Here is a 25126-nt window from a genome sequence, read left to right on the forward strand (position 1 = left end):
AATCATGCGCACAACCACTGGGTCAGGGACGCGGCGGCGTACACCGCGGCCAGGCTCGCCGCGACGCTGATCGCGACATTGCCCACGGCGTACACGTAGGCGCCCTCGGTTACCAGACGGACCGTCTCGTAGCCGAACGTGCTGAACGTGGTCAGCGCACCACAGAAGCCGGTTGCCGCGAATGCCAGCAGCGCACTGCCCGCACTCGCGCCGATCAGACCCCCGAGCAACGCCGAACCGACAATGTTAACGGTTAGCGTCCCCCACGGCAGCCCAGTCGGAAACCACGCCGACATCCGCCGGTCGATCAGGTACCGGGCAGGTGCCCCCAGCATGCCACCGGCCAGCACCAGCGCCACCGTCATGCCGCGCCTCCCCGTGTGGGAGCCCACATCTCGACCATCGGATGGCCCCCTTCCGTCGTCGATTTCACGCGAACCCCCGTCGCGCGACCCAGCGGGTCACGCTCATGGCGACTGCCACGGCACCGAGTGCCGCGAGCACCGACAGGCCGAGATAGGCGACCGCCGTGCCCGTCGCACCGGTGCCGATGAGTCTACGAATCTCGAGGCTATAGGTGGAGAAAGTCGTGAAGCCCCCCAGCACACCGATTCCCAGGAACGGCCGCACGAGTTTCGGTGCTTCCCACAGTTCGGTGACCACGACCATGAGCACCCCGATCGCGAAGCAGCCGAGCACATTCACCGTCAACGTCGACCATGGGAATCGGCCGGGGAGTACCGGCCACCAGTGCCCGACGCCGAAACGGGCGGTGGCGCCGAGTCCACCACCCACCGAGATCGCCGCGAGGACGGCCGGATCGAGCGCCGGGGGCCGCGATGCCATGCGTTCCCCTCCCGTCGGCCGATCCGTGTGGTGGTCATCGCTCATCGTATCGAGACCCACCGACACCCCGGCGAGCGGTGCGCCCCGTGGCAAACTTTCAGCAGCCCTCACCGGCGAACGACGATGGCCCGAACCGATTGTCGGTTCGGGCCATCGTCTGGCAGTTGTCCTGGATCAGTGCGCCAGCACCGGTTCACCTTCGGCCGGGGCGGGCACGGTGTTCGGCATGATCGCCGCGATCACGATCGCGCCGAGCACGAAAGTGGCCGTAGCCCACCAGAAGCTGGTGGTGTAGCTCTCGATCGCGCCCTGCGCCATCGTGAGCGGGCCCGGCTGGTGCGAGGACACGTAATCGGTCATCGCCGAGGCCGCGATGGTGCTGAGCAGCGCGGTGCCGATGGACCCACCGACCTGCTGGCTGGTGTTGACCATCGCCGAGGCGACGCCGGCGTCCTCGTGCTGCACGCCCGCCGTCGCACCCTGGAACGCGACCGACATCGCACCACCGAGGCCGAGGCCGAGCAGGACCAGCGCGGGCAGGATATGGGTGGCGTAGCCCGAGTCCAGACCGATCTGGGTGAGCCACAGCATGCCCGCGGCGGCGACCAGGAATCCACCGCTGATGACGATCTTGGGGCCGACCTTCGGCAGCAGCAGCGACGGCGCTGTGGTCGAGGAGACCACCATGCCCGCGACCATCGGCAGGAAGGCCAGACCGGTGACGATCGGCGTGTACGCCAGGGTCAGCTGCATGTAGAAGGTGAGGAACAAGAAGATCGCGAACATGCCGATGCCCATGACGAACACGGTCAGGTACGACGCGCCACGGGTGCGGTCGGCGACGATGCGCAACGGCAGCAACGGGTGCGCGACCTTGGTCTCGATCCAGACGAAGGCCGCGAGCAGCACGGCGCCACCGATCAGGAAGGCCAGCGTGGTCGGGTCGCTCCAGCCGTTGGACTCGGCGTGCGAGAAGCCGTAGACGATGCCGAACAGCGCGGCGGTGACGGTGACCGTGCCGTACCAGTCGAGCTTGGGACGCGAGGTCGACGTGTGCTTGGCCAGCAACAGCACAGCACCGACGAGCGCGACGGCGGCGAAGATCAGGTTGACGTACATCGCCCAGCGCCACGACGCCCATTCGGTGAGCACGCCACCGAGCAGCAGACCGATCGCACCACCGGCACCGGCGACGGCACCGAAGATGCCGAACGCCTTGGACCGCTCACCGGGTTCGGTGAAGGTGACCGTGAGCAGTGAGAGCGCGGCGGGCGCGAGCAGCGCGCCGAACACACCCTGGCCGACTCGGGCCGCGACGAGCATCTCGAAGCTGGAGGCCGCACCGCCGATGGCCGAGGCCACCGCGAAGCCCACGAGCCCGACGATGAAGGTGTTGCGGCGGCCGAACAGGTCGCTGAGCCTGCCGCCGAGCAGCAGGAGGCTGCCGAAGGCGAGGGCGTAGCCGGTGATGACCCACTGCCGGTCACCGTCGCCGAAGCCGAGGTCGGCCTGGGCCGCGGGCAGCGCGATATTGACGATCGTCGCATCGAGCACGACCATCAGCTGGGCGATGCCGAGTACGGCAAGCACCCACCAGCGCAGGGCGTGCGAGCCGCGGCGACCGGTATCCGCGGGGCTCTCGAGCCCGGTGTCGAGTGTGGTGGTCATAACTCCCCTAGAAGGTCTGCGGGTGGTTTCAGGTGGCATAATCGGAGATACCGCCTCCGCTTCATTCGAAGCTACCAGAGTAACGGAGAAATGACCTCCACTTAATCCCCGGATTGATAGGATGTACTTGTGAATCACGCCACGACGACTGCCACACCACCTCGCAGACTGCGCGCCGACGCCGCGCGCAATCAGCAACGCATCGTCGCGGCCGCCCGTGAGCTATTCGCCGATCACGGCCTCGAGATCACCCTCGACGACGTCGCCGAGCGCGCCGGAGTCGGCGTCGGCACGGTGTACCGGCGCTTCGCGAACAAGAAGGAACTGATCGCCGAGGTCTTCGACCAGCACGTGAAGGACTTCGCCGACGCGGCTGACGCGGCCATGAGCAACCCGGACGCCTGGCTCGCGCTCGTCGAGTTCTTCGAGAGTGCGTGCAAACACCTGGCGACCAATCGCGGCTTCGGCGAGGTCATGCTCGAACTCGAGGAAGATCCGGCCCGTTTCGCCGAGTTGCGCGACCGGATCCAACCGGCGGTCGCGGGCATCATCGATCGTGCGCGCGCGGCGGGCGCGGTGGACCCCGACATCGCGACCACCGACTTCTTCGCGCTGATCCACATGGTCAATTCCCTCGCGGAGTTCGCGGGGCCGATCAATTCCGAAGTGTGGCAACGATATATGGCCATCGCACTCAACGGCGTGCGCACCGACGCGGTGCCGCGCAGGCCACTGCTGGTCGCGCCGATGACCAACGAGGAAGTCGAGCAGGCCAAGGCCGCCGGCTGCCTCGGACGCCGCCGCTGAGCCGAAACCTGTCCGACCAGTAGCGCGCGTCACAGTGCATCCTCTACTGTTGGACACATGACCAAGAGCACCTGGGTGAACTGGGCAGGCCAGCAGAGCTGCACACCCGCCGTCGTCGCCGCGCCGCGCGACGTCGAGGAACTGGCCGAGATCGTGACCGAATCGGCGGCCGCGGGGCGGACCGTGCGCGTCGCCGGGTCGGGACACTCGTTCACCGACGCCGTGCTCACCGACGGCACGCTGATCGACCTCAGCGGTCTGGACAAGGTTCTCGACGTCGACTCCGCCACCGGACGCGTGCGGGTGGAGGCCGGGATCTCGCTGCACGCGGCGAGCCCGCTGCTGCACGGACACGGCCTGGCCTTCCCCAATCTCGGCGACATCGATACGCAGAGCCTCGCGGGCGCGACCGCCACCGCCACCCACGGCACCGGCGCCCGGCTGCGCAATATCTCCGCGGCACTGCACTCGGTGGAGGTGCTGCGCGCGGACGGCACCCTGGTGGAGCTCAACGAGCAGACCGACCCCGACGGCTGGAAGGCGGCGCGGGTCAGCGTCGGCGCGCTCGGCGTTGTCACCGCGGCAACCCTGCAACTCGAGCCGTCGTTCGTCCTCGAGTGCGTCGAGCGGCCGGTGCCGCTGGACGATGTGCTCGCCGATATCGACGAATTCGCCGACGGCAGTGATCATTTCGAGTTCTTCGCGTTCCCGCACAGCGCCACGGCGATGACCAAGGCCATCGATCGCACGCAAGCGCCGGAACAGCCGCGCGGCACGATGCGCGAGTGGATCAACGACATCCTGATCGCCAACCATGTCTACGACGGCATGTGCAAGCTCGGTCGGCGAATTCCCGCCGCCATCCCCCTGATTCACCGCGCGGCCACGCTCGCCGGGAGCAACAACCGGCAGGTCGACCGTTCCTATCGCGTGTTCTCCACCCCGCGGCTGGTGAAGTTCAACGAGATGGAATACGCGATCCCGCGCGCGCACGCGGCCGAGGCGATTCGCGAGATCCTCGCGCTGGGAAGACGATTCGGCACACCGATGCCGATCGAGGTGCGCTGGGTCGCGCCCGACGACGCCTTCCTGTCCCCCGCGGGCGGACGCGACACCTGCTACATCGCGGTGCACCAGTATCAGGGCATGGTATGGGAACCGTATTTTCGCGCGTGCGAGGCGGTCTTCGACGCCTACGACGGCAGGCCGCACTGGGGCAAACGCCACTTCCAGACCGCCGAGACACTGCGCTCGCGCTACCCCGACTGGGACCGCTTCACCGCGGTGCGCCGCCGCTTCGACCCCACCGGGGTATTCGCCAACGACTACGTGCACCGGGTACTGGGTGCACTCGACTGACGTCCTCGCCGCGCGGACACTGCTCGGACAACCGGGTCGCCGGTTCGTCCACACCCGCCCCCGGCGCAGCGCGCTGATGGAATGATGACGGGTGATATCCGAAGCGCCACAAGCACTTCGCCCCTGCGCCGAAAGGGCGACCATGGCCCACACTCCCAGCGTGTTGTTCGTCTGCGTCCACAACGCGGGCCGATCACAGATGGCGGCGGGTCTCCTGCGCGCCATGGCCGGTGACCGGATCGAGGTGCGCACGGCGGGCAGCGAACCGGCCGCCGCGCTGAACCCCGCCGCGGTGGTGGCCATGGCCGAGATCGGGATCGATATCGCGGGCGCACGGCCGACCGCGCTCACCGACGATGTCGTCGGGCTCTCGGATGTGGTGGTCACGATGGGATGCGGCGAGGTGTGCCCGTATTTTCCGGGGATCAGCTATCGCGACTGGGTGCTGTCGGATCCGGCGGGTCAGCCGATCGAGGTGGTGCGCGGCATTCGCGACCACCTGCAGATTCTGATCGGCAATCTGATCGCCGAACTGCTGCCGGTACCCGCGCGCTGATACGTCCGATTCGTTCAAGACGCACCCGCGATCGAGTGTTTACGCTGCGAATATGACTCCACAGCTTGATGTCGTGTCCGTTGTAGTTTCCGATATGGCCGCTTCGGTGGCCTTCTACCGCAGGCTGGGACTGGTCTTCCCGGACGGCGCCGAAGCCGAGGGCCATGCCGAGGCCGTGATCGGCGGCGGGCTTCGGCTGGCGCTGGACACCGAGGCGACGATCGCCTCCTTCGCGCCCGATTGGCAGCCGCCGACCGGTCCCGGCCGCAGCAGTCTCGCGTTCCGATGCGCCGATCCGGCCGAGGTCGACAAGCTCTACGCCGAGCTCGTCGACGCCGGCCATCACGGCGAACTGCCACCGTGGGATGCCTTCTGGGGTCAGCGCTACGCCTCGCTCGCCGACCCCGACGGGCACGGCATCGACCTCTACGCGCCGTTGCCCGCCGAATAGGACGACCAGTCGTGGGGGTCGCGCTGACGCTGCTGGTAGCGGCCGAGCATCTCGCGGACCTCGTCGCTGACCGGGGGTTCTCCGGTGAGCCTGGTCCACAGGTGGGCATCGTGGTCGGTGAGCGTCACCGGTCCCGTGGCGGCCACGTCGACGACGAAGGTGAACTGCCTGGTGCGGGCGCCCGCACCGGTCAGGTAGTCGAAATCACCGAGGTAGTCGCTGACTCCGGTGACCTCGAGCCCGGTTTCCTCCGCGACTTCGCGGGCCAGCGCTTCGTCGAGTGCCTCACCCGGCTCGACGACGCCGCTGGGCAACTCCCACCGGCCACCCAGGAAATCCGATCGTCGGCGGCGCAGGATGAGCACTCGCTGATGGCGGACGACGACCGCGCCGACGACAAGCCGGCGGATTTCGTCTCGTTCTGCCTCGATACGGAGCGTGGAGTACACGGATTCGTCGATCATCAGGTCACATCCTCTCGTCGGTGTTCGGACTGGCCTAAGCACTTGCGACGGGGCGTGCACTAGTGAGCCTAAACCTTCCGTCACGCTGTGCCGAATGAGACTTTCCGGGCGGTGAGGCGCCCGGTCAGCCGGTTTGCAGGGTGCGCACCGAGCATCCCGCCAGGTCACGGACCTCCCGGGACAGGTGCGCCTGGTCGGCGAAGCCGGTCACGGCGGCGATGTGCGCCGCCGGAACTCCGGTGCGAAGCGCCGCGAGCGCACGTTGAAATCGGAGAATACGGGCCAACATCTTGGGTCCGTAGCCGAAGGCGAACAGGGAGCGCCGGTGCAGCATCCGGGCCGACATGCTCGTCCGATCGGCGGTTTCGGCGACCGTCGCGCCCGCCGAAAGGGCATCGACAACGGCGGTGAGCGCCGGATCGGCAGGGCCGTTGTCGGCGGCGAATCGTAATGCGATCGCTTCCAAGGCGGCAACGCGGTCGGGCGCGTTGTCGATACGGTCGACGAGTTCGCGGGTGGTGCGCGACGGTGCGATCTCGGCCAGGTCGACCCGCTGGTTGAGCAGTTCTACCGCCGGAACCCCGAGCAACGTGGGAGCGATGCCCGGCGCGAACCTGATGCCGACGAATTCCCTGGCACGCGCAGCAGGCGCGAGGAACGCGCGACTGTCCGGACCCGCCACCATCAATGTGCCCTCGGTCCAGATCAGATCCATGCAACCGTCGGGGAACACGGTGACGGGGCCGGTGGCGGCGGGCATGGTCCGCGACCAGACCACCGCTCGGTCCAGCCGCGATTCGCGTTCCCGGTATTCGGCCACACTTCGACGGTAGTCCCGCCCACCGACAGGTAGCTGCCGCACCGTGATCACCCGGTACGTAAGATCTGACGGCACGACGTTCGGCTCGGCAGAGGGGTGCCAATGCAACCGACAGCATCAGTGCGGGGTGGACGGCCGCGGGTGGCGGGGTTTCCCGGTGCGGACATAGATATCGAGCCGGACGTGTGGTCGGGGGCGGCTGTCGACGACGACCGGATCAGGGCGCTGGCCGTCGGTGCGTATTACGGGCGCAGCTGGGGTGCGCAGTGCGACGGCGTCGCGTTCCTCCCGGAGGAGCCCGACAGCGCGTCGACGCGGCGGGAGACCGCGATCGAAGGACTTCACGAGTCGTGGGGCGTCGACAACGCCGAGGACGCCCACGACACCGTGCGGCGGCTGCTGGCCGGGATGCACGCGCCGCTGTTCGAACTCGTCCATCCGCTCGCCGTGATGGCCGCGACCGACACCGGCCGGGTCGATCGGTCGGGATTGGCCGACGAACATCGCGAATTCCTGCACACCCTCTCGGGTTTCCGCGGGTATCGCGGGCCCGCCGGGATCGATCGCGACTACGACGCCTGGCTACAGGCCATCAAACTCGGCATCACCGACAGCCTGCCGACGCCGCTACAGATCGACGCCACCGCATGGGACCTGGCACGGCTGGTGTTCATCGCCCGCGCCGCGTGCACGGCCGGATACCTGACCGAGGACGAGGCGTGGGAACACATGCTGACCGGGCTGGATCGGGCGCGTCAGCACTATCGCAACTGGCGCCAGTTCGGCGACGGGTTCCTCACCGGTGCGATCTTCTGGGCGGCCACGCAAGATCTGTCGGCCGCGAAAAGCCAAGTGGCCGAACGTAGGCGGATGATCGCGGGGCTGCACCTTCGACCGTCGAGTCCGTGGCGGCGGGTGTCGCTGCATCCGGGTGCGCCCGTGTTCAGCCCGGCATCGTCAGCATGATGCCGACGGCTTGACGGCGGAACGGATCGTCGTCGACCATGCCCAGTCTGCGGCGTTCCACCAGCAGTTGCCATTCGCCGAAGAGGTCGGCCGAGCAGGGCATCGACTGGGCGATGGATCCGTCGACGTGCTCGATCTCGCAGGCCAGACGAATGGCCTCGGTGATGCGGGTGAAGTCGGCGGGTTCCCAGTCGACGAAATCGAGATCGGTGCCCGCTCCCGAGATCCGCAGCGTCGCGACCTGTCCGGGGGCGGTGAGCACTTCGGCGCCGGTGAGGACCGAGACCGGGAATTCGTAGACCGCCCACGCGGACACGAACAGCAGGCGCAGCGTGGTGATCGCCACCAGGCCGGGAGCGCCCTCGTGGCCCGCCTGGGCGAGTTCGAGGACGTACTCGTCGGGCCGGGCACAGCTGTGCAGGATGTCGATCTCACGTAAGGAGTTGCCCGCGTGCCGCATTCGGCGCGCGGCCGCCGTGACATCGGGGCGCCGCGGGCCGTTCGAACCCTGTACCGAGTGCGGTGGAACGAGATTCGGGCGGGGCGGGAACACCCTGCGTAGGCTGACCAGGTCGCGTTCGACCGCCCTGATCAGCGCCTGCGCCTGTTCGCGTAGGCCGGTTTCGAGGAACACCGGCACCGGATGACGATCCGTCGGCGCACCGTTCACCACGAACTGCGCCGACCGGAAGAACAGCAGCAACGCCATCTGCCCGTCCTCGGTGTTCGCCAGCGCGATCCTGCCCAGCTCGGCCACCCCGACGTCGAGCGCGATCTCGTTGTCGGCGCGCAGCGGCGTCGTCACCAACCGCCCGTCCGCGTACCGGACCGCGACTCGCGCACCCCATACTTCGATCAAAGCCACGTCCCTCCTGGCCTGCCCCGCATCGGTGGATCCTACCGAGGGACCCTCGCGAGCGGGGCGATGGTCCTGCCGATGGTGTTCGACGGTGCGCCGAGGTGGCAGGCTGTACGCATGCCCGATGAACAGGAAGTCTCCGCCGAACAGTCCGCGGCCGCGATCGAAACCCCGGAGGAGGCGACGAAGCGGCGGTTCCGCGAGGCGCTCGAGCGGAAGAACGGCCACTCCTCCGCGGGTGGAGCGGCCCAGAATTCCGCCAAAGTGCGTGGGACGCATGCGCAGGCGGGCGGGAAGCGCACCTTCCGTCGTCGCGCCGGCGGATAGCCCCGCACCGGGCGGCGCTATCCCGTCCGTGAGCAGCCCTGCGCCGCGGTGATCACCGTGCGGCGCAGGGCTTTTCGGTAGATCGGAAGCTACTGCAAGCGGGAGGTATCGGCGTCCGCTTCGGTTCGGACGGAGTCCTCGAAGGTGGCGCCGCTGTCGGCTTCGCTGAAGACCAGCCAGCATCCCCGGATGGCGCCGAGCAGGTCTTCGAGCAGATCGATCGCGGGGCGAGTGGGGTCGAGGCGGCAGATGCGGTAGCCGTCGGTCCAGTCGTCGAGATCGTCGTCTTCGTCGTCGCGTTCCTCGATTTCCTGCGCGGCTTCGATGATGCCGTCCAGGTCGCGAACCTTGCCCTCGGAGACCGCGATGGCATCGGCGATCAGGTCGACCACCACCTGGGTGGGCGTCTCCCCCGCGCCGAGCCGTTCCAGGACCACGGTCGGCGTCTCGACCTGGAGGGCTTCGATGTCGTCCGCCTCGGCGACCACGTCCACCGGCTCGAGGCCCGTGACCTCGCCTGCCACCGTCGCCGCGGCTCGCAGCCAGTGCGCGGCGGCGACCGAGGCGGCGGCGGGGTCCAGTTCGGTGAACAGGTCGATCGAGCCGAGGGGATTGGCCCGGAGCAGGCTGTCCGCCGCGTGCACCTGCACCGGGGAGATCTCCGGGCGGGTGAGTTCGACGGCCTGCCTGGCTCGACCTGCCAGATCGCCCAGTTCCGCGGCCGTGATCGCCGCCTGCTCGGTGAGCACCTCGTTCACCACCCGGTCCACCAGGCTCGCGTCACCGATCGCATGGAGCACGCGGCCCACATGGTGCGCGGATTCCTCGATGGGGCTGTAGAAGACCAGCATGCAACCGTCGTCGTCGGGCAGATTGGGGGTGCGCAGCGCGGCTTCGACCTTCGCGAAGCGATTGCGCTCCTCCGCCCGCCGCCACGCTTCCCCGTTCACGACGTCGGGATCACCGGCGGCGGTCGCCGGATGGGTGTAGGTCCGCCACTGGAACCGCGCCAGACTCGCCAAGGCCGCCGCCAGCTCCACGCCGTGCTCGGCGCCTGGCACCTCGGCGATCGTCTCGGCGACATCACCGCGACCGGTCCCCCAGGTGGCGACCAGCGTTCCCGCCCCCGAGTCGTATGCATACCGCGTCATTCGCTCAGTTCTACGTGGCCCACCCGCACCACCCTTCACCAGGGTCTACCGGATCAGAGTGGAGCCCGTCCGAGACCGGGGACGAACCGTCCCGTCGCCGCGAGGTAGGCACGGTAGTTCGCGCCGTGGACCCGCGTCAGATAGGGCTCTTCGACCGCCCGTACCTGCAGCTCGATCGTCACCAGCAACAGTGCGAACGCGACGATCGCGACAGCGTTCGGGATGATCAGTGTGACACCGCCCGCGAAGACGAGCATCGCGGTGAAGATCGGGTTGCGAACCAGACCGAACACCCCGGTGTCGACCAAGGTCGTCGTCTCACTGGGATCGACCCCGATGCGCCACGATTCGCCCATCTCGTTCTGCGCGTACAGCGTTGCCGCGATACCCGCGACGGCGAGCACGAATCCGGCGGTCTGAATCGGCGTCGCGGACAGCGCCCCGATCGGGGCTACGACACCGGCCGGCTGCAGCACCGACGACGCCGTGCCGACCACGATCGCGGCGACGAAACCGACGCCGGCGAGCCATTCGATCGAGCCGGGCCGTCCGCTGATGCCGTGGAAACCGGACGAACCCGTGGCCTGATACTGACGCCAACTCCGCCAGCCTAAGCCGAGCAGGCCGAATACCAGGTACAGAACCAGTGCGCAGATCGCCATCATCAGGTGTTTCCTCGATCGTCGTTGTCACAGCAGCTGCGGGGACCGACATCGGTGGACCTCGTCGCGCAGCAGGGTTCGCCCTTCCAGGCGTTGATTCCTTCTCTGACCGCGATCACCGCGATCACCAGCGCCGCGAGCGGATCGGCCCACGACCAGCCGAACAGGCTGTTGAGCAGCAGGCCGACCAGCAACACGGCCGAAAGATAGGTGCACAGCAGGGTTTGCTTGGAATCGGCCACGGCGGAGGCGGACCCGAGCTCGCGTCCTGCCCTCCGTTGCACGGCGGACAGCACCGGCATGATCACCAGACTCGCGGCCGCCAGCCCGATCCCGACCGCCGAATGCCGCGCCTCACCGACCCCGAGCAGCGAACGGACGGCATCGACAGCGACATAGCCGGCCAGCGCGAAGAACGAGAACGCGATGACCCGCAGCGCCACCTTCTCCCGCGCCTGCGGATCGCGCCCGGCGAACTGCCACGCGACCGCGGCCGCCGAGGACACCTCGATCACCGAGTCCAGCCCGAACCCGATCAGCGCGGACGAGGACACCCGCGCGCCTTCGGTCAGCGCGATCACCGCCTCGACCACGTTGTAGCTGATCGTCGCCGCGACCAACCACCGAATCCGCGTCGCCAGCACCGCCTGACGCACCGAACTCGGCGCGATCGGCACCGGCATCCCGATCGTCTCCATCAGCAGCAGCCATCCGATTCCGCCGCCGGGCAACAGGCCGGATCAACAGCGAGCACCAGCCCGACCAGATCGTCCAGCGCCCGCCCGATCCGCGGATCCGCCAGCTCATACCGGCTGCGCCGCCCCTCGGGAACCGAGACGACCAAACCACATCCACGCAGGCAGGCCAGATGATTGGACAGGATCTGCCGCGAGACACCGATCGCCTCGGCCAGCTCCGACGGATAGCCGGGTTCCTTCCGCAGACTCAGCAGGATCTTGGTTCTGGTCGAGTCCGAGAGGGCATAGCCGAACCGGGACAGCGCGTCGGTCTGCACCGTGGATTCCATAGACCTAACGGTACATCAGAAACTGTATTCAGAAAAGGATGTACTGATGGCGCCGTTGAGCGGAAACAAAAGGCCCAACCACCACTCCGACGCCGCCTGAACCTGGAGCCAGTCGCCGAGGCAGCTACCTGCGTTGGACGGCACCTGAGACGAACCACTGAACCAAGGTCACAGCCAGCGTTGCTGCCATCTGAGCGGCATCCTTCGTGATCGGAATCGCGGGGGTGACGCCTTCGTGCCGGTCCGTATGCCCTTCCCAAAGCATCCGAATCATCAGCACCACTGCCGTCACGGGAACTGAGACACCAGATTTGTCGCGGATGGCAACCGCATACAGATGGCCTTGACGATCGAGTTGTCCCAGAACATGTCCCAAGGTTGCACCCGCCTGAGCGGGTACAACGACAGGAATCGCCGCCGCTTCGACAGCAAGGACCGCTTCCCGGTACGCCGTAGACGGATCAGGGTGGAACCTGTGCGCAGCGTCCCAGGCAGCCTGCAGATGAGTGGAAGCCACAGTGCGATTAACTGCCGCAGCGCTCTCGCCCGCGTGGCGCATTGCTGCCATGACCGCAGGGTCGTGACGACGTTCCAGAGAGTCACCGGATTTGCTGACCTTCCAGACCGAGCTCCCATCACGCAGGACAGCGTCGATCTGCTTGACCTCGTTCGGCGCCCGGCGCCGGTATAGAGAGCTCTCGTCGTGAGTCAACACATGTAGAGCTGCATCGATCCAGTCCAACAGCGCATCCGACGAAACCCCACGTGCTTCGTGATACCAGAACCGCTCACTCGGCAGGTAACGGAGCCGAGCGGCTATCTGCTGACGCTTCGCGTCGTCGATCAACTGGCTGGCGAGCCACTCTCGAAGCGGATATTCCAGCCACTCTGGAACATCTTCATGCCAACCCAGGTCGGCAGGCAGACCTGCCTTGCGGCTGCTGAACGGCTGCCAAGCCTGAGAGTTGTTGCTCGTCACGCAGTGAAGAATAGTGGCCAAAGGATCACTGCGCGAAAAACTTTCGGACTGACTCAAAAAACGACGCACAATGCGAACCGCACCCTGCGATCCGGACGGCCAGAGCAACGAGGTTATAGAGCCACAAACGCGAGAAGTCCCAGGTTGTTGACCTGTGACTTCTCGCCTTGTGGAGCTGCCGGGAATCGAACCCGGGTCCTCCGCCGCGTCGCAGATTCGGCAGCTTGCTGACCTGCGGTTGCATTCCAATCGGTCCGGCCTCCAGTGCCCTGTTTCCGCTCCCGGTGTGGGCGAAATGTGGGCCCCGAGTCCGAGCCGATTCTGGCTCTCTGGGCTGGCTTCACAGCCGCGTTTCCATCGCCCGGCGGATGAGCAGCCGGGCAGGGTCCCCAGTGGCGGCCTGGCGGGCGAGCGCGTCGAACGCACGGAGATAGATCAGGATCTCGCGGGGTTGGGTCACCCGCAGTTCCGCCGTGATCGCTTCGACCGTGGCGAGCCGCTGATCGAACAGGACGAAGTTCGTCGCCTGTATCGGCATCTCGGCTTTCGCGGGGATGATGCCCAGCAGCACCCTGGACAAGCCCGCCACGGCAAGCAGGCGGTCCAGTTGGCCGACCATGACCGCGTCGTCGCCGACCGTGGTGTGTAGCGCCTGTTCGGCGATGAGAATGTGGAACTTCCGCCGACCCGAGTACAAGAGCTGTTGACGTTCGATGCGCGCGGCGACGCCCTGGTCTACGTCGTCGGGCGTCCGATAGAACTCGACGTAACGGCGAAGAACGGCAGTCGCGTAGTCCGCTGTTTGCAAAATGCCGGGGATGATCTGCGGTTGGTAGATCCGGATCATCTCGGCTGACTCGGCTAGGCGGATGTTCGCCTTCTGCTGCCGGTGTGTGCCGGTGCCCAGAACCTTGCGCCACTCGGTGTAGGCCGTTTCGAGGTTGTGCAGGGTCGCCAGCAGATCGGCGAGCTGGTCGAGGGTGCCGGTGTGTGCGCAATAGGCGCGTAGGTCGTCGGATGACGGTGTCTGTCGGCCGTTCTCGATCTTCGAGACCTTCGCCTCGCCCCAACCGGCGAGGTCAGCCAGGGCGCGGCCAGTAATGCCTGCTGTACGGCGAAGCTCCCGGAGCCTGGCCCCGAGAGCTTCCCGCGCGTCTGCCGGATTGGTCACCCGGCGAACTCTCCGAACGGAACAGCCACGTTCCACAGCCGGTCACGAGTCGCGACGAAATGATCGACTACGGCCGGGTCGGTGGTGACCGCCAAGCCTGCCGGGGCTCCGCGTTCGTCGGTCAGGTTGTAGACGACCCGCTCGTCATCGAACAGCCACGCATCATCCGGCGGGATCTCTCCGGCGTCGTGACGTGGCACGTACCGGATGTTTTCGCCCGCTTCGACGTTGTGGCCGGTGACCGACAGCAACCATCGCTGATAGTCCGACAGCGGTGTGGTGACCACCCGGACACGGCTCACGCTCACGCCGCGTTCGGTCGTTTCCCGCATAAGCGCCTGCCACGGCGTCGCGGTGTAGGGCGCTGGCTCACCAGCGAGGAACGCACGCAGACGTTCGTCCTCGTCGGCGACGAAATAGGTGTCTCGGCACTCGAAATGGAACGCTGACCGCTTGGTTTCCCGGAACAGTCCGGGCCACAGGTCAGGCTCGGCGTTGGGCCGATAGCGCACCGTAAAAGGTCCTTTCGAGCTTGGGGACCTCGATAGCCGACTCGTCGGCGGCGAGGTTCATCTGTGCGAGCGTTTCCGGGTCGGTAATCGGTCGGCCGGTCAGGGTGAACGTGCCCCTACCGCTGTCGGCCATCGGTACCCCGACGTAGGTATCTGGTTGGGCGAAACCTAGGAGCAAGTGCGGGATTTCGACGGTTTCCGGTGAGTCCGTCTGCCATCCCTGGACCGCGTAGGTGCCGCTGTCGGTGGCGAACAGTGTCGGGCAGCCGCCCGAGTCGCTGCCGCCGTTGCCGAGGAACGTTAGGCGCATATCGCTACCCCCTGGTGAGAACTTGCGCGAGCTTTCCCGTACTCCCACATCGTCTCACCGTGTCACACAGGTTGTCGCCTGTTCAGACCAGTTGGAGCAAGTTCAAGAAAATTCCTGTCCAGGCGGTTGTACAAACCCATACCGTCAGCTCCAACGCTCCCGGCGGGTTTGAACTAAGAGTCCCCGCCGGGAGTGAATCCCGAAGAGCACCAGGAGGCCGCGATGCTCCCGCATTGGACACCCAGAACCGAACGCCCGCACCCGATCAACGTTGCGCCACCGAGCGTGATCAGGCGACTGCTCGCAGCGCTCGAGGCGTGGCCGACGAACAAGCAGCCCTCATGACCAGCCAGACGAAGGCCCAGCTTGCCGACCTGACCGAACGCGCCGCACGCCGGTCGATGACCATCACATCCACCCCGGAAGGCTGGCAACTCGCCTCGGCTTGGAGGGTGGTTGTTGTGGGTGACGTGGACGCCATCGCCGCATGGTTGAGCGCCGCAGAAACCTACGACCGCCGCCCCCGGCAGTACTTCCCGGCCGGATGCCAGGCGGACACGTGATCGTGATCGGGTGGGCGATCGTGATCGGCCTACCAGCCATCGTGTTCGTCGCAGCCGTGTGGCCAAAGCGCGACCAGTGAACATAGGTCTTGTTCGGCCACCCGAAGCGTGTGTGCGCCGATACCCTGAGCACTCAGTATCAGGGGAGTGATCGTCACCGTGGATAACAGCCGTTGTCCTACCGATCCTTACGTTCTACTTCGATGAGCTGATCCAGACAGCCGAGTGCGTGATTCTCGCCGTGGCGCTGGGGAGACTTGCTGCCGCAGGATGTGGGCAAAGTGTGGGCAGCAGGCTGAATCTGCCCGTACTCAGCGCATAAAAAAAGTCCCTGACCTGCGTTAACAGGCCAGAGACTCTTTGGTGGAGCTGCCGGGAATCGAACCCGGGTCCTCCGCCGCGTCTTCAGGGCTTCTCCGTGTGCAGTTCGCTATGTCTCTGCTCGGATCTCCAAGTCTCGCGAACAAGCCTGGATGACGATCCCAGTCGCTGTTAGATGTCCCATCCGACTCCGCGACCGAGCCGAACGGTAATTCCCTCTAGCTGATGCCAGTACCCGGGTCGAGGGACGAACCCGGACTGACAGAGACGACCTGGCTACTTAGGCAGCGAGGGCGTACTCGCGCTGATTGGAATCGGCGCTTAATTGGTTGCAGCGACGCTTACGGTGGTCTCTTGCCTGCACCGACACGCTTCCCCTGAATCAACGTACGCAGTCGAAACCGTTCAGCCCCGTACGTGCCCGCACCGTGCGGGCTAGTCATATTAACACCGGCGCGGCGTGAGATCTTCCCATTATTTCTGCCAGCTCGCGGTGTCGCCTGAGTGATCTTGTAGCGAACCCCGCCAGATGGCCTCGACGAATCCGGGTGGGGCCGCCGGTGGTGACGGGTACTGTTCTCGTTCGGCCGCCCCGGAACGGTCAAATGTCCTGGGCGACTGGAGCAAGGAGTTATCTCATGGCATTCACCAGTCACCGTGGACTGCGCCGATTCGCGGCGATCCCGGCTGTTGCGAGTCTCGTGCTGGCCGCGGCCTGCTCGTCGGGCGAGTCCACCGCCGCGCCGGGCGTCACCAGCACGCCCTGTCCCGGTTCGCCGAACACCGATAACGGCTGCATCTATCTCGGGGTGCTCTCGGATCTGGCGAACGGGCCGTTCACCCCGCTCGGTGCCTCGATGAACGACGGTCAGGTGGCGTTCTGGAAGCAGGTGAACGCGGCGGGCGGCATCGGCGGCTACGACATCGACATCAGCACCTACACCCGCAACACCTCCTACGATCCGCGCACCCATCGCAGCGCGTACGAGGAGATCGAGCCGAACGTGCTCGCGTTGTCGATGAGTTTCGGGACCGCGCAGACCGTCGCGATGCTCAACCAGATGGACGCCGACGACATGGTGAGCACCGCGGCCACCCAGTGGTCGGGCTGGAACTATCGCAGCGCCGACCGCAATCTGGTGCTCAGCGCGGGCTACTCCTACTGCACCGAAGCGGTGACCGGCCTCGACTGGTTCGCCGAAACCCATTACGCGCCGCGCAATATCGCCGTGGTCGCCTATCGCGGCAACTACGGCGGCGACTACGCCAGCGGCGCGCTGAAGTGGGCGCTGGCCAACGACGCCACCATCGCCGATCGCATCGACACCGGACCCAATGCCGAGGTCGGCAACCAGGACGGGCCCGTGGCTGAGATCCTGGCCGCGGCGCCGGACCTGGTGATGCTGGCCACCGGACCCGCCGAGACCGCGGAGATCGTGGGCAAGCTCGTGAAGTCGGGTTTCACCGGGCGATTCCTCGGCTCGCTGCCCACCTGGAACGCGGCACTGCTGCAATCGGCGGCCGCACCGGCGCTGACCGCGCTCTACAACTACACGACCCCGGTCGACAGCTGGGCCGGCGACAGCGTGGGCGCCAAGCACGCCCGCGACGCGATCACCGGCGAACCGGCCAACTTCGGCTATTCGCTGGGCTGGGCGATCACCTATCCACTCAAAGCCCTGCTCACCGCGGCGGCGGCGAACGGCGAACTCACCCGCGCCGGCCTGCGCCGCAGCGTCGGCGCGATGAAACCCGACGGTGAGGGCATGGTCGTGATCCACCCGGCGGGTGCGGCCGAACCGGATCTGGAGACGGAGTGGTCGGCGGTGTTCGAACCGGACCGGGAGGCGCCGATGGGCGCCAGAGCGGTGAGTGTCGGCTATCAGGGCAAGACGCTGGGTCGGCTGAACCTGCACGAGCCCTGCACCCGGTTGTAGGGAATCAGCTCGCGGCGATCATGGCGACCGCCGTGAGCGCGAGCACCATACCGACCTTCTGGGTGGCGCTGATGCGTTCGCCGAGCAGGACCATCGCCAGCAGCACGGTCGCCGCCGGATACAGCGAGCCGATCACGCTCACCACCGACAGCATCGCGCCGTGGAAGGCGTAGAGCAGCGCGGCATTGGCGATCACATCGAGCACGCCGACCGCCAGGGCCAAGCGCAAGGGTTCACCGTGCAGTCCGCGGAATTCGCCTGCCGCCAGCGCCGATGTCCACACGACCGCGGTGGCCGCCACCCGCTGGGCGAGCAGGGGCCACAGTCCGGCGCTCGCGCTCGTTTCGTGCAGGAAGTAGAACGCGAAACCGAACGCGGCGCCCGACCCGATCGTGAGGAGCGCGACCCGGCGGGTGAAACGCAGTTGCCTGCCGCCGGTGATCTCCTCGGTGGTTTCGTCGGGTGCCTCCCGGCTCACGAGCACCACCGCGACCAGGGCCACGGCGATGCCCGCGATCGCGATCGAGCCGGGCCGTTCGCCGAGAAAGAACCCGGCGATGACCGGTATCCCCGCGACCAGCACCGCGGTCAGCGGCGACACCACCGACATCGGACCGTCGGCGAGCGCGGCGTAGAACCACCACACCGCCAAGCCGCTGGCCACACCGGCGGCCAGACCCCACAGCACCGACGCCGTGTCGGCATGCCCGCCCACCAGCGGCGCGATCAGCAAGACCAGCAGCACGGAAAACGGGTACGACACCACAACCACACGCAGCGCCGTGACCCTGCGCGCGGCGATCCCGCCGAAGAAGTCGCTGACTCCGTAGCCCGCCGCCGCGACGAGGGCGAGCACTACGGAGATCAACGCATGCCTTTGACCCGCCGACCTACTTCACGGGTGACCTCGCGCTCGGCCTGCTTGCGGGCCAGATCCTGACGCTTGTCGTAGTCCTGCTTGCCCTTGGCGAGGGCGAGCTCCACTTTCACCTTGCCGTCGGAGAAGTACATCGACAGCGGCACCAGCGTCTGGTTGCCCTCGCGCGACTTGCCGACCAGGTGCTCGATCTCACGCTTGTGCAGCAGCAGCTTGCGGGTGCGGCGCGGCGAATGATTGGTCCAGGTGCCGTGGCTGAACTCCGGGATGTGCAACCCGCGCAACCAGACCTCACCGTGGTCGACGGTCGCGAAGGCGTCGACCAGCGAGGCCTTGCCCTCACGCAGGCTCTTCACCTCGGTGCCGACCAGCGCGATCCCCGCCTCATAGGTGTCGAGGATCGTGTAGTTGTGCCGCGCCCGGCGGTTGGTCGCGATGACCTTGCGCCCCTTTTCCTTCATAACGGTCAACTGTAAGTGACGGCGCCAGCGCTTTATTCCATGGCTGACTCAGACCCGGGCGGCCGCCCTGGCCAGTGCGCGGTCGCGCTGCTCCTCGAAACGGGCCGCCTTGACCTCGAGGTCGAGCAGGTAGGTGTGCAGCTCGTCGCGGGCGATCTCGCCTTCGGGACCGAAATCGGTGCGCTCGAAGATTCGCCAGATCCGCAGGGTCGGGCGCAAGACGACATCGAGGTGCTGGCGCAGGTCGTACACGCCGTGCTTGGCGAGCAGCACCGCGTTGCGGCGGAAGTTGGGCTGGTTGAGGCCGGGCATCTGGAAACGCAGGATCACGTCGGTGATGGCCCGCATGGCCTCGTCGGGCGTGAGGTCGAGGGCCGCCGCGCAGAGCTTGCGGTAGAAGATCATGTGCAGGTTCTCGTCGGCCGCGATCCGGGCCAGCATGCGATCGGCGACCGGGTCGTCGCACAGCGCGCCGGTGTTGCGGTGGCTGATTCTGGTCGCGAGCTCCTGCAACGTGACGTAGGCGACGCCCTTGAGGAACTGCGAACCCTTCTCCGGCTTGGCGATGCCCGCGGTCATGTGCGACATCCTGGCCTCTTCGAGCGCGACCGGGTCGACGGCGCGGGTCACGACGAGGTAGTCACGCAAAACGATGCCGTGGCGGTTCTCCTCGGCGGTCCACCGGCCGACCCAGGTGCCCCAGGCGTTGTCGAAGCCGAAGGTGTCGGCGAGTTCGCGGTGGTAGGAGGGCAGGTTGTCCTCGGTGAGCAGGTTGGTGATCATCGCCGCCTTGGCGACCTCGCTCAGTCGCGACTGCTCGGGATCCCAGTCGTCGCCGCCCATGGCCGCGAAGTTGCGGCCCTCGTCCCACGGCACGTAGTCGTGGGGGTGCCACATCTTGGCCTTGGACAGGTGGTCGTTGAGATTGGCTTCGGCCGTCGGCTCGAGCTCGGCGAGGATGTCGCTGTCGGACAGGTGGAGCGTCATGGGTCGACGCTACGAGGCGAAGGGTGGGTTCTCGGGGGTATTGCCGAGATTTCCGCGACTACTCATCACAACTGCCGACGTGCGGCGATGATCGGTCACAGCGGTGCGGGGCCGAAGCTGCCGACGTGCAGTGGCACCGAATCCCACTGGGCGCGGTCGGGCGTGAGGTCGCCGACAACCAGGACGCCCGCGTCGGCGAATGCGCCTCTGGCCCGGGCGATGTGGTCCTCGGAGGTGACCAGAACGACCGAGCGCAAGCCCTTGTCGGCGAGCACTGCCGCGGTGTTACGAGCGTTGGCCACCGTCGAGTCGGCCTCGGATTCGCGCAGGATCCGGCTCTCGTCGATGCCGGCGCCGATCAGCCACTCGGCCATGGCGTCGGCTTCGGACAGACCGGCTTGCGGGTTGCCGCCGGTGACGATGATCGGCGACCACGGCGCGAAGACGGCTTGGGCCAGGCCCGCGCGCAGTCGTCGCACGAGTTCCTCGCGCATCGTGCCCTCCGGGGTCAGGCCGTAGCCGAGGACCACGACGGCGGTGTCGGGGCCGTAGATGCCGGGCAGGGTCGGTGTGCCCAGCGCCCGCGCGAAGTCGAGACCGGGTGGGGCCGGAAAGTCGGCACCGGCGGGTACCGGCACGCAGGCCAATCCCGTGACCGCTATCGCCGCGCACACCACACGCTTGCCCCAAGTCCACCGCACCATTGCCGTCGCCTCCTCGAGCTCGGGCCGATCTCCGTGATCGGTCCCGCTCGGCAACGGTGCGCCGGGTCGTCGACGTCAGGTATCCCTTTGACCTGCGGCTACGACAACTCACATGCGTATGTCGGCCACCGCTGGTGCGTGGCATCGCAAAATTTCCGGAATCGGACGCCGGGGCATACGAGGACGTGGCGAGCACGCGATCGATCGGCGGGCAGCGAGGGCGATCGCTGGAACACGGCCGTCAGTGACACAGCACTGGATCCGGCAGCGGTGTCTGGGACGTTGTCGAACTCGGCCGATCGGGCGGCGGCGGAACGTCAGCCGGGGCTCAGTACGAGGTAGAGGACCAAGGCGGCGGTGAAGATGGCGATCAGCGCGAGGGTCGACCAGCGTGGCCTGCCACGGTGGATCGCGCCGTGGTGGGCGCCGAGGAGGGTGGGTGCGACGACCGGGTCGATGTGGCGGTGCGGCATCGGGGGTGTCGGAGTATCGGCTCCCGCACTCGGGCTGCTGCCCGACGTATCGTCGTCCGAGCCTTCACCGTTCGCCATGACTCGACAGTAACTCGGCGTCGTCCGATTCGGTGCGGGTTCCTCGCCGCCGCGCGTGTACCCCCTGCTGGGCGGGGAGGCGCAGGTGCACCGCTACTCCCCGGCCAGTGTGGTCAGCACCCCCTCGCCGTAGCGAGCCAACTTGTTCTCGCCGACGCCGGCGACGGTGCCGAGCGCGGCGAGGTCGGCGGGTTTGCGCGCGGCGATCTCGCGCAGGGTGGCGTCGTGGAACACCACGTAGGCGGGCACGCCCTGTTCCTTCGCCGTCGCGGCACGCCAGGCCCGCAGGCGCTCGAACACTCCGACGTCCGCTGCGGGCAGGTCGGCGGTCGCCTTGGCCGATTTCGCGCTGCGCGCGGGGCGGGCGGCGCGTTCGGGCTCGCGCCGCATCGGCACCTTCCTGCCCTCGAACAGCACCTCGTTGCTCTCGTCGGTCAGTGCGAGGACACCGTATTCGCCCTGTACCGCCAGCAGGCCGCCCGCGAGCAGCTGCCGCACCACCCCGCGCCATTCGGTATCGCGCAGATCGGTGCCGATGCCGAACACCGACAGCTCGTTGTGCCGATGCTGGGTGATCTTCTGGTTGGTCTTGCCGAGCAGGATGTCGACGAGGTGGCCCGCGCCGAACGATTGTCCGCGTTCGCGTTTGAGCCGCAGCACCGTGGACAGCAGCTTCTGCGCGGGCACCGTGCCGTCCCAGGTCTCGGGCGGGTTCAGGCACACATCGCAGTTGCCGCAGGCGCCACCGGTCTGACCGAAATAGTTGAGCAGCCGCGCGCGACGGCAGCCGACGGTCTCGCACAGGGCGAGCATGGCATCGAGGTGTAGTTGCAGCTGTCTGCGATGTGCCGCGTCGCCCTCGCTGGAGTCGATCATCTTGCGTTGCTGCACAACATCATTGAGGCCGTAGACCATCCAGGCTGTCGACGGCAGGCCGTCGCGGCCCGCGCGGCCGGTCTCCTGGTAGTACCCCTCGACCGATTTCGGCAGGTCGAGGTGGGCCACGAAGCGCACGTCGGGTTTGTCGATGCCCATGCCGAAGGCGATGGTGGCGACGACGATCAGGCCGTCCTCGCGCAGGAATCTGGACTGGTTCTCGGCACGGGTGCGGAAATCCAGGCCCGCGTGATAGGGCACCGCGCGGATGCCGTTCTCGTTGAGCATGGCCGCGGTCTTCTCCACCGAATTGCGCGAGAGGCAGTAGACGATGCCCGCGTCGCCGGGATGCTCGGCGCGGATGAAGTCGAGCAGCTGACGGTCGGCGCGGTTCTTCGATTCGATCCGGTACTGGATGTTGGGCCTGTCGAAGCTGGAGATGAACTGTTTCGCGGCGCCCAGATCCAGCCGTTCGACGATCTCGGCGGCGGTCTTCTCGGTGGCGGTCGCGGTGAGCGCGATGCGCGGGACATCGGGCCAGCGTTCGTGCACCAGCGACAGCGCGAGGTAGTCGGGCCGGAAGTCGTGGCCCCACTGCGACACGCAGTGCGCCTCGTCGATCGCGAACAGGGCGATCTTGCCGCGATCGAGCAGCCGTAGCGTGGCTTCCAGTCGTAGGCGTTCCGGCGCCAGGTACAGCAAGTCCAGATCGCCCGACACGAACTGCGCCTCCACGGTCCGCCGCTGATCCGGCGACTGGGTGGAGTTGAGAAAACCGGCCCGCACACCGAGGGCGCTCAGCGCGTCGACCTGGTCCTGCATGAGGGCGATCAGCGGTGAGACGACGACGCCGACGCCCTCGCGGACCAGCGAGGGGACCTGGTAGCAGAGGGATTTGCCGCCACCGGTCGGCATCAGTACCAGCGCGTCGCCACCGCCGACGACCTGTTCGACGATGGCCGCCTGGTCGCCGCGGAAACTGTCGTAGCCGAAGACGCGGCGTAGTACCTCGTCGGCTGTCTCAGCGCGATCGGGAGCCGCGACCCGGCCCGGGGTGGCCGGGGCGAGATCGTCGAAGTGGAAGCCGCCGGTATCGGCGAAATCGTGCTCGGAGACGTACCCGCCGTCGGACGGGTACGCGTCGTCGGGTGGGAAGTCCTCGGGCGGGAAGTCGTCGACATCGGGGGCTGTGGCGCCGGAATTGCTCACCGGGCCATCCTACGAGCGAGCGCCGGTCGCGCAGCCCGTCGACCGGAGCCGACGGCGGCGGATGCCGAAGTTGCGCACCTGTGGATAACTTCGATTCACCCGCGCAAACGGCCGAGGACCTCGTCTTGGAGCAGGCCGTTGGAGGCCATCGCGTCGCCGCCGTGCGGGCCGGAGCGCCCGTCCAGGGAGGTGAACGCGCCACCCGCCTCACGGACCAGGATGTCGAGGGCGGCCAGGTCCCACAGGGAGACCTCCGGCTCGGCCGCGATATCGACCGCACCCTCCGCGACCAGGCAATAGTTGAAGAAGTCGCCGTAACCGCGGACTCGCCAGACGGCATCGGTGAGGTCGATGAACTTCTCGCGTAGACCGCGCTCGTGCCAGCCGGACAGACTGGAGAAGGCCAGGCTCGCGGCGTCGAGGTCGGCGACCGCGGATACCGAGATCGGCTTGGGCGCTCCGGGGTGGACCTGTACCCATGCACCCGAACCGGCGGCGGCCCACCACCGCCTGCCCAGTGCGGGCGCGCTCACCACGCCGACCACCGGGACACCGTCCTCCAGCAGGGAGATCAGGCTGGCCCACACCGGTACGCCGCGAACGAAGTTCTTGGTGCCGTCGATCGGGTCGACCACCCATTGCCTGCCGCTGAACTCGGCGTCACCGCCGAACTCCTCACCGAGCACGGCGTCGGCGGGGCGTTCGTCGGCGAGTACGCGGCGGATCAGCTGTTCTACCGCGAGATCGGCGTCCGAGACCGGGGTGAGGTCCGGTTTCGAGTCGACTTTGAGGTCGACGGCGCCGAAGCGCTCGAGGGAGATGGCGTCGGCCTGGTCGGCCAGTCGCAGGGCAAGGTCCAGGTCAGCGGAGTAGGCAGCCACGGTGGGAGTGTATTCGCCGAGCCGGCGCGCTCGAGTTCGCGGCGCGGTGAACATCGCTGCCGTTGCCCGCCCCAGCTCAGCGGCTCCGGCCGGGTGCGTGAGAACGTGCGAAAGCCGCCCGGTCAGGCCACGACCTGGGCTGTTTTCGCTGCGACCAGAGCACTTGTCCACCAGTGCAGCTGGTCGAGCAGGGCCGTGGCGGCGGCTTCTGGTTCCTGCGGGTCGTGGAGTTGGCCGGTCTCGTCGAAGAGCATGTAGTAGCGCGGGAACGAGACGTAGTGGCGCACAGTGTGGGCGTTGAGTTCGTTGAACACCTGGCGGAGGTGTTCGATGGCCAGGAGTCCGCCGGAGCCGCCGCTGTAACCGACGAAGCCGATCGCCTTGGCGTCCCACTGGGTGAAGTGCCAGTCGATGGCGGCTTTGAGGGCGGCGGGGTAGCTGCGGTTGTAATCGGGTGTGACGATGACGTAGGCGTCGGCCGCGGCCAGGCGGTCGGTGAGGTCGCGCATACCGGCGGGGCGGACCGGGTCGGGGTCGAGGGCGGGCGGCACGGTGGGCAGGGCGGGCAGGGCGGTGTCGGCGAGGTCGATGATGTCGACCTCGAAGCGATCGTCGACCTGCTGGGCGAACCAGTTCGCGACGACGGGGCCGAATCGTCCGTCACGGACACTGCCGATGATGATCGCGAGCTTCAGCGTGGACACGATGTTCTCCTGTTCGTCGTACCGGCTCGATCAGCCGGTACGACCAAATCTCGCGGACCGCGAGCGTCGCAGGGAGACCACGCTGAGAGTGGTAGTGGCACGGCCACTCTGCGTGGCGCC

General features: G+C 67.2%; 30 protein-coding genes, 1 tRNA gene and 1 other RNA gene. 8 read left to right on the forward strand and 24 right to left on the reverse strand.

The genetic code is table 11. The features are described 5' to 3' along the window. Nucleotides 1–2: 2 nt before the first annotated feature. The 3 genes from crcB (ACFULV_RS00915) to ACFULV_RS00925 all read right to left on the reverse strand — a co-directional run bounded on the left by crcB (ACFULV_RS00915) (nucleotide 3) and on the right by ACFULV_RS00925 (nucleotide 2514). Nucleotides 3–365 carry a fluoride efflux transporter CrcB gene (gene crcB / locus ACFULV_RS00915; protein ID WP_378633021.1) on the reverse strand — a complete coding sequence of 121 codons (363 nt, stop codon included), beginning with the start codon at nucleotides 363–365 and terminating at the stop codon, nucleotides 3–5. A 64-nt stretch (nucleotides 366–429) separates the two neighbouring features. Further along, nucleotides 430–846, reverse strand: coding sequence for a fluoride efflux transporter CrcB (gene crcB, locus ACFULV_RS00920; protein WP_378651770.1), 417 nt, complete (start codon nucleotides 844–846; stop codon nucleotides 430–432). 174 nt (nucleotides 847–1020) lie between these two features. After that, nucleotides 1021–2514 carry an MFS transporter gene (locus tag ACFULV_RS00925; RefSeq protein WP_378633018.1) on the reverse strand — a complete coding sequence of 498 codons (1494 nt, stop codon included), beginning with the start codon at nucleotides 2512–2514 and terminating at the stop codon, nucleotides 1021–1023. A 129-nt stretch (nucleotides 2515–2643) separates the two neighbouring features. Here ACFULV_RS00925 and ACFULV_RS00930 point away from each other — a divergent pair, with 129 nt between their 5' ends. The 4 genes from ACFULV_RS00930 (at nucleotide 2644) to ACFULV_RS00945 (ending at nucleotide 5687) form a co-directional block, all read left to right on the forward strand. Continuing rightward, nucleotides 2644–3321, forward strand: a complete 678-nt coding sequence (locus ACFULV_RS00930) for a TetR/AcrR family transcriptional regulator (protein ID WP_358070330.1) — start codon at nucleotides 2644–2646, stop codon at nucleotides 3319–3321. 57 nt (nucleotides 3322–3378) lie between these two features. After that, the gene (locus ACFULV_RS00935; protein ID WP_378651773.1) at nucleotides 3379–4680 is read left to right on the forward strand and encodes a D-arabinono-1,4-lactone oxidase; all 1302 of its coding nucleotides are present in this window, start codon (nucleotides 3379–3381) and stop codon (nucleotides 4678–4680) included. 142 nt (nucleotides 4681–4822) lie between these two features. Then, nucleotides 4823–5236 carry an arsenate reductase ArsC gene (locus tag ACFULV_RS00940; protein ID WP_378633013.1) on the forward strand — a complete coding sequence of 138 codons (414 nt, stop codon included), beginning with the start codon at nucleotides 4823–4825 and terminating at the stop codon, nucleotides 5234–5236. A 52-nt stretch (nucleotides 5237–5288) separates the two neighbouring features. Then, on the forward strand, nucleotides 5289–5687 hold the full coding sequence (locus tag ACFULV_RS00945; RefSeq protein WP_378633010.1) for a VOC family protein: 399 nt from the start codon (nucleotides 5289–5291) through the stop codon (nucleotides 5685–5687). Here ACFULV_RS00945 and ACFULV_RS00950 read toward each other — a convergent pair. Both ACFULV_RS00950 and ACFULV_RS00955 read right to left on the reverse strand, forming a co-directional pair. Beyond that, nucleotides 5663–6151, reverse strand: a complete 489-nt coding sequence (locus ACFULV_RS00950; protein WP_378651776.1) for an NUDIX hydrolase — start codon at nucleotides 6149–6151, stop codon at nucleotides 5663–5665. The two genes, ACFULV_RS00945 and ACFULV_RS00950, sit on opposite strands and share 25 nt — an antisense overlap. A 124-nt stretch (nucleotides 6152–6275) precedes the next feature. Then, complete coding sequence (locus ACFULV_RS00955; RefSeq protein ID WP_378651779.1) at nucleotides 6276–6971, reverse strand: helix-turn-helix domain-containing protein; 696 nt, start codon at nucleotides 6969–6971, stop codon at nucleotides 6276–6278. Between the two features lie 141 nt (nucleotides 6972–7112). On the opposite strand from ACFULV_RS00955, the gene ACFULV_RS00960 reads away from it, so the two are divergent. Next, nucleotides 7113–7937, forward strand: a complete 825-nt coding sequence (locus ACFULV_RS00960; RefSeq protein ID WP_378633002.1) for a DUF1266 domain-containing protein — start codon at nucleotides 7113–7115, stop codon at nucleotides 7935–7937. On the opposite strand, the gene ACFULV_RS00965 is transcribed toward ACFULV_RS00960, so the two are convergent. After that, entirely contained in the window at nucleotides 7915–8802 is an 888-nt protein-coding gene (locus ACFULV_RS00965) for a hypothetical protein (protein ID WP_378651782.1), read from the reverse strand. The genes ACFULV_RS00960 and ACFULV_RS00965 overlap by 23 nt on opposite strands. Before the next feature lie 111 nt (nucleotides 8803–8913). Between ACFULV_RS00965 and ACFULV_RS00970 the strand changes: the two genes are divergently transcribed. After that, nucleotides 8914–9123: a DUF5302 domain-containing protein gene (locus ACFULV_RS00970; RefSeq protein ID WP_378651784.1), complete on the forward strand. Its 210-nt coding sequence runs from the start codon at nucleotides 8914–8916 to the stop codon at nucleotides 9121–9123. A gap of 89 nt (nucleotides 9124–9212) precedes the next feature. Here the strand turns inward: ACFULV_RS00970 and ACFULV_RS00975 are convergent, their stop codons facing one another. The 9 genes from ACFULV_RS00975 to ACFULV_RS01015 all read right to left on the reverse strand — a co-directional run bounded on the left by ACFULV_RS00975 (nucleotide 9213) and on the right by ACFULV_RS01015 (nucleotide 14935). Continuing rightward, nucleotides 9213–10274, reverse strand: coding sequence for a hypothetical protein (locus ACFULV_RS00975; protein ID WP_378651787.1), 1062 nt, complete (start codon nucleotides 10272–10274; stop codon nucleotides 9213–9215). A 53-nt stretch (nucleotides 10275–10327) separates the two neighbouring features. Then, nucleotides 10328–10936: a methyltransferase family protein gene (locus ACFULV_RS00980; protein ID WP_378652408.1), complete on the reverse strand. Its 609-nt coding sequence runs from the start codon at nucleotides 10934–10936 to the stop codon at nucleotides 10328–10330. 2 nt (nucleotides 10937–10938) lie between these two features. Continuing rightward, the gene (locus tag ACFULV_RS00985) at nucleotides 10939–11619 is read right to left on the reverse strand and encodes a cation transporter (protein WP_378651790.1); all 681 of its coding nucleotides are present in this window, start codon (nucleotides 11617–11619) and stop codon (nucleotides 10939–10941) included. 14 nt (nucleotides 11620–11633) lie between these two features. After that, a complete protein-coding gene (locus tag ACFULV_RS00990; RefSeq protein WP_378651793.1) occupies nucleotides 11634–11963 on the reverse strand; it encodes an ArsR/SmtB family transcription factor in 330 nt (109 codons plus the stop codon). A 124-nt stretch (nucleotides 11964–12087) separates the two neighbouring features. Continuing rightward, a complete protein-coding gene (locus ACFULV_RS00995) occupies nucleotides 12088–12942 on the reverse strand; it encodes a hypothetical protein (RefSeq protein WP_378651796.1) in 855 nt (284 codons plus the stop codon). Nucleotides 12943–13112: 170 nt separating this feature from the next. Next, nucleotides 13113–13189, reverse strand: a tRNA-OTHER gene (locus ACFULV_RS01000). A gap of 93 nt (nucleotides 13190–13282) precedes the next feature. Next, on the reverse strand, nucleotides 13283–14113 hold the full coding sequence (locus ACFULV_RS01005; RefSeq protein ID WP_378632988.1) for a helix-turn-helix domain-containing protein: 831 nt from the start codon (nucleotides 14111–14113) through the stop codon (nucleotides 13283–13285). After that, complete coding sequence (locus ACFULV_RS01010; protein WP_378651798.1) at nucleotides 14110–14625, reverse strand: DUF6879 family protein; 516 nt, start codon at nucleotides 14623–14625, stop codon at nucleotides 14110–14112. The genes ACFULV_RS01005 and ACFULV_RS01010 overlap by 4 nt, the downstream gene beginning before the upstream one ends. Further along, nucleotides 14597–14935: a hypothetical protein gene (locus ACFULV_RS01015; protein WP_378632983.1), complete on the reverse strand. Its 339-nt coding sequence runs from the start codon at nucleotides 14933–14935 to the stop codon at nucleotides 14597–14599. The genes ACFULV_RS01010 and ACFULV_RS01015 overlap by 29 nt, the downstream gene beginning before the upstream one ends. Nucleotides 14936–15276: 341 nt before the next feature. On the opposite strand from ACFULV_RS01015, the gene ACFULV_RS01020 reads away from it, so the two are divergent. Beyond that, nucleotides 15277–15498, forward strand: coding sequence for a hypothetical protein (locus tag ACFULV_RS01020; RefSeq protein ID WP_378651801.1), 222 nt, complete (start codon nucleotides 15277–15279; stop codon nucleotides 15496–15498). Nucleotides 15499–15859: 361 nt separating this feature from the next. On the opposite strand, the gene ssrA is transcribed toward ACFULV_RS01020, so the two are convergent. Then, nucleotides 15860–16232: a transfer-messenger RNA gene (gene ssrA / locus ACFULV_RS01025) on the reverse strand. Nucleotides 16233–16457: 225 nt separating this feature from the next. Here ssrA and ACFULV_RS01030 point away from each other — a divergent pair. Beyond that, nucleotides 16458–17756 (forward strand): ABC transporter substrate-binding protein, encoded by a 1299-nt coding sequence (locus ACFULV_RS01030; RefSeq protein ID WP_378632978.1) that lies wholly within the window; start codon nucleotides 16458–16460, stop codon nucleotides 17754–17756. Between the two features lie 4 nt (nucleotides 17757–17760). Here ACFULV_RS01030 and ACFULV_RS01035 read toward each other — a convergent pair whose 3' ends face one another. The 8 genes from ACFULV_RS01035 to ACFULV_RS01070 form a co-directional block, all read right to left on the reverse strand. Beyond that, on the reverse strand, nucleotides 17761–18624 hold the full coding sequence (locus tag ACFULV_RS01035; protein WP_378632976.1) for an EamA family transporter: 864 nt from the start codon (nucleotides 18622–18624) through the stop codon (nucleotides 17761–17763). Further along, entirely contained in the window at nucleotides 18621–19094 is a 474-nt protein-coding gene (smpB, locus tag ACFULV_RS01040) for an SsrA-binding protein SmpB (RefSeq protein WP_378632974.1), read from the reverse strand. The genes ACFULV_RS01035 and smpB overlap by 4 nt, the downstream gene beginning before the upstream one ends. Before the next feature lie 48 nt (nucleotides 19095–19142). Next, on the reverse strand, nucleotides 19143–20081 hold the full coding sequence (locus ACFULV_RS01045) for an acyl-ACP desaturase (protein ID WP_378651804.1): 939 nt from the start codon (nucleotides 20079–20081) through the stop codon (nucleotides 19143–19145). 95 nt (nucleotides 20082–20176) lie between these two features. After that, a complete protein-coding gene (locus ACFULV_RS01050; RefSeq protein ID WP_378632968.1) occupies nucleotides 20177–20785 on the reverse strand; it encodes a YdcF family protein in 609 nt (202 codons plus the stop codon). 317 nt (nucleotides 20786–21102) lie between these two features. Continuing rightward, on the reverse strand, nucleotides 21103–21336 hold the full coding sequence (locus ACFULV_RS01055) for a hypothetical protein (protein ID WP_378632965.1): 234 nt from the start codon (nucleotides 21334–21336) through the stop codon (nucleotides 21103–21105). 93 nt (nucleotides 21337–21429) lie between these two features. Further along, complete coding sequence (recQ, locus tag ACFULV_RS01060; protein WP_378632962.1) at nucleotides 21430–23421, reverse strand: DNA helicase RecQ; 1992 nt, start codon at nucleotides 23419–23421, stop codon at nucleotides 21430–21432. A gap of 95 nt (nucleotides 23422–23516) precedes the next feature. Then, the gene (hisN, locus tag ACFULV_RS01065; RefSeq protein ID WP_378651807.1) at nucleotides 23517–24302 is read right to left on the reverse strand and encodes a histidinol-phosphatase; all 786 of its coding nucleotides are present in this window, start codon (nucleotides 24300–24302) and stop codon (nucleotides 23517–23519) included. A gap of 122 nt (nucleotides 24303–24424) precedes the next feature. Further along, on the reverse strand, nucleotides 24425–25006 hold the full coding sequence (locus ACFULV_RS01070; protein ID WP_378651810.1) for an NADPH-dependent FMN reductase: 582 nt from the start codon (nucleotides 25004–25006) through the stop codon (nucleotides 24425–24427). Between the last annotated feature and the right edge of the window lie 120 nt (nucleotides 25007–25126).

The sequence above is a fragment of the Nocardia sp. NPDC057272 genome (assembly GCF_042668615.1).
Taxonomy (GTDB): Bacteria; Actinomycetota; Actinomycetes; order Mycobacteriales; family Mycobacteriaceae; genus Nocardia.

Bases quoted from the DNA above. Each gene is read 5' to 3' on its own strand.
- ACFULV_RS01030 (WP_378632978.1), top strand. From the start codon at position 16,458: ATGGCATTCACCAGTCACCGTGGACTGCGCCGATTCGCGGCGATCCCG.
- ACFULV_RS00970 (WP_378651784.1), top strand. From the start codon at position 8,914: ATGCCCGATGAACAGGAAGTCTCCGCCGAACAGTCCGCGGCCGCGATC.
- ACFULV_RS00980 (WP_378652408.1), bottom strand. From the start codon at position 10,936: ATGGCGATCTGCGCACTGGTTCTGTACCTGGTATTCGGCCTGCTCGGC.
- ACFULV_RS01045 (WP_378651804.1), bottom strand. From the start codon at position 20,081: ATGACGCTCCACCTGTCCGACAGCGACATCCTCGCCGAGCTCGAGCCG.
- ACFULV_RS01055 (WP_378632965.1), bottom strand. From the start codon at position 21,336: ATGGCGAACGGTGAAGGCTCGGACGACGATACGTCGGGCAGCAGCCCG.
- ACFULV_RS00940 (WP_378633013.1), top strand. From the start codon at position 4,823: ATGGCCCACACTCCCAGCGTGTTGTTCGTCTGCGTCCACAACGCGGGC.
- ACFULV_RS00925 (WP_378633018.1), bottom strand. From the start codon at position 2,514: ATGACCACCACACTCGACACCGGGCTCGAGAGCCCCGCGGATACCGGT.
- ACFULV_RS00945 (WP_378633010.1), top strand. From the start codon at position 5,289: ATGACTCCACAGCTTGATGTCGTGTCCGTTGTAGTTTCCGATATGGCC.
- ACFULV_RS01050 (WP_378632968.1), bottom strand. From the start codon at position 20,785: ATGGTGCGGTGGACTTGGGGCAAGCGTGTGGTGTGCGCGGCGATAGCG.
- crcB (WP_378633021.1), bottom strand. From the start codon at position 365: ATGACGGTGGCGCTGGTGCTGGCCGGTGGCATGCTGGGGGCACCTGCC.
- ACFULV_RS00935 (WP_378651773.1), top strand. From the start codon at position 3,379: ATGACCAAGAGCACCTGGGTGAACTGGGCAGGCCAGCAGAGCTGCACA.
- ACFULV_RS00985 (WP_378651790.1), bottom strand. From the start codon at position 11,619: ATGCCGGTGCCGATCGCGCCGAGTTCGGTGCGTCAGGCGGTGCTGGCG.
- ACFULV_RS00990 (WP_378651793.1), bottom strand. From the start codon at position 11,963: ATGGAATCCACGGTGCAGACCGACGCGCTGTCCCGGTTCGGCTATGCC.
- smpB (WP_378632974.1), bottom strand. From the start codon at position 19,094: ATGAAGGAAAAGGGGCGCAAGGTCATCGCGACCAACCGCCGGGCGCGG.
- ACFULV_RS00950 (WP_378651776.1), bottom strand. From the start codon at position 6,151: ATGATCGACGAATCCGTGTACTCCACGCTCCGTATCGAGGCAGAACGA.
- ACFULV_RS01015 (WP_378632983.1), bottom strand. From the start codon at position 14,935: ATGCGCCTAACGTTCCTCGGCAACGGCGGCAGCGACTCGGGCGGCTGC.
- ACFULV_RS00975 (WP_378651787.1), bottom strand. From the start codon at position 10,274: ATGACGCGGTATGCATACGACTCGGGGGCGGGAACGCTGGTCGCCACC.
- crcB (WP_378651770.1), bottom strand. From the start codon at position 846: ATGGCATCGCGGCCCCCGGCGCTCGATCCGGCCGTCCTCGCGGCGATC.
- ACFULV_RS01020 (WP_378651801.1), top strand. From the start codon at position 15,277: ATGACCAGCCAGACGAAGGCCCAGCTTGCCGACCTGACCGAACGCGCC.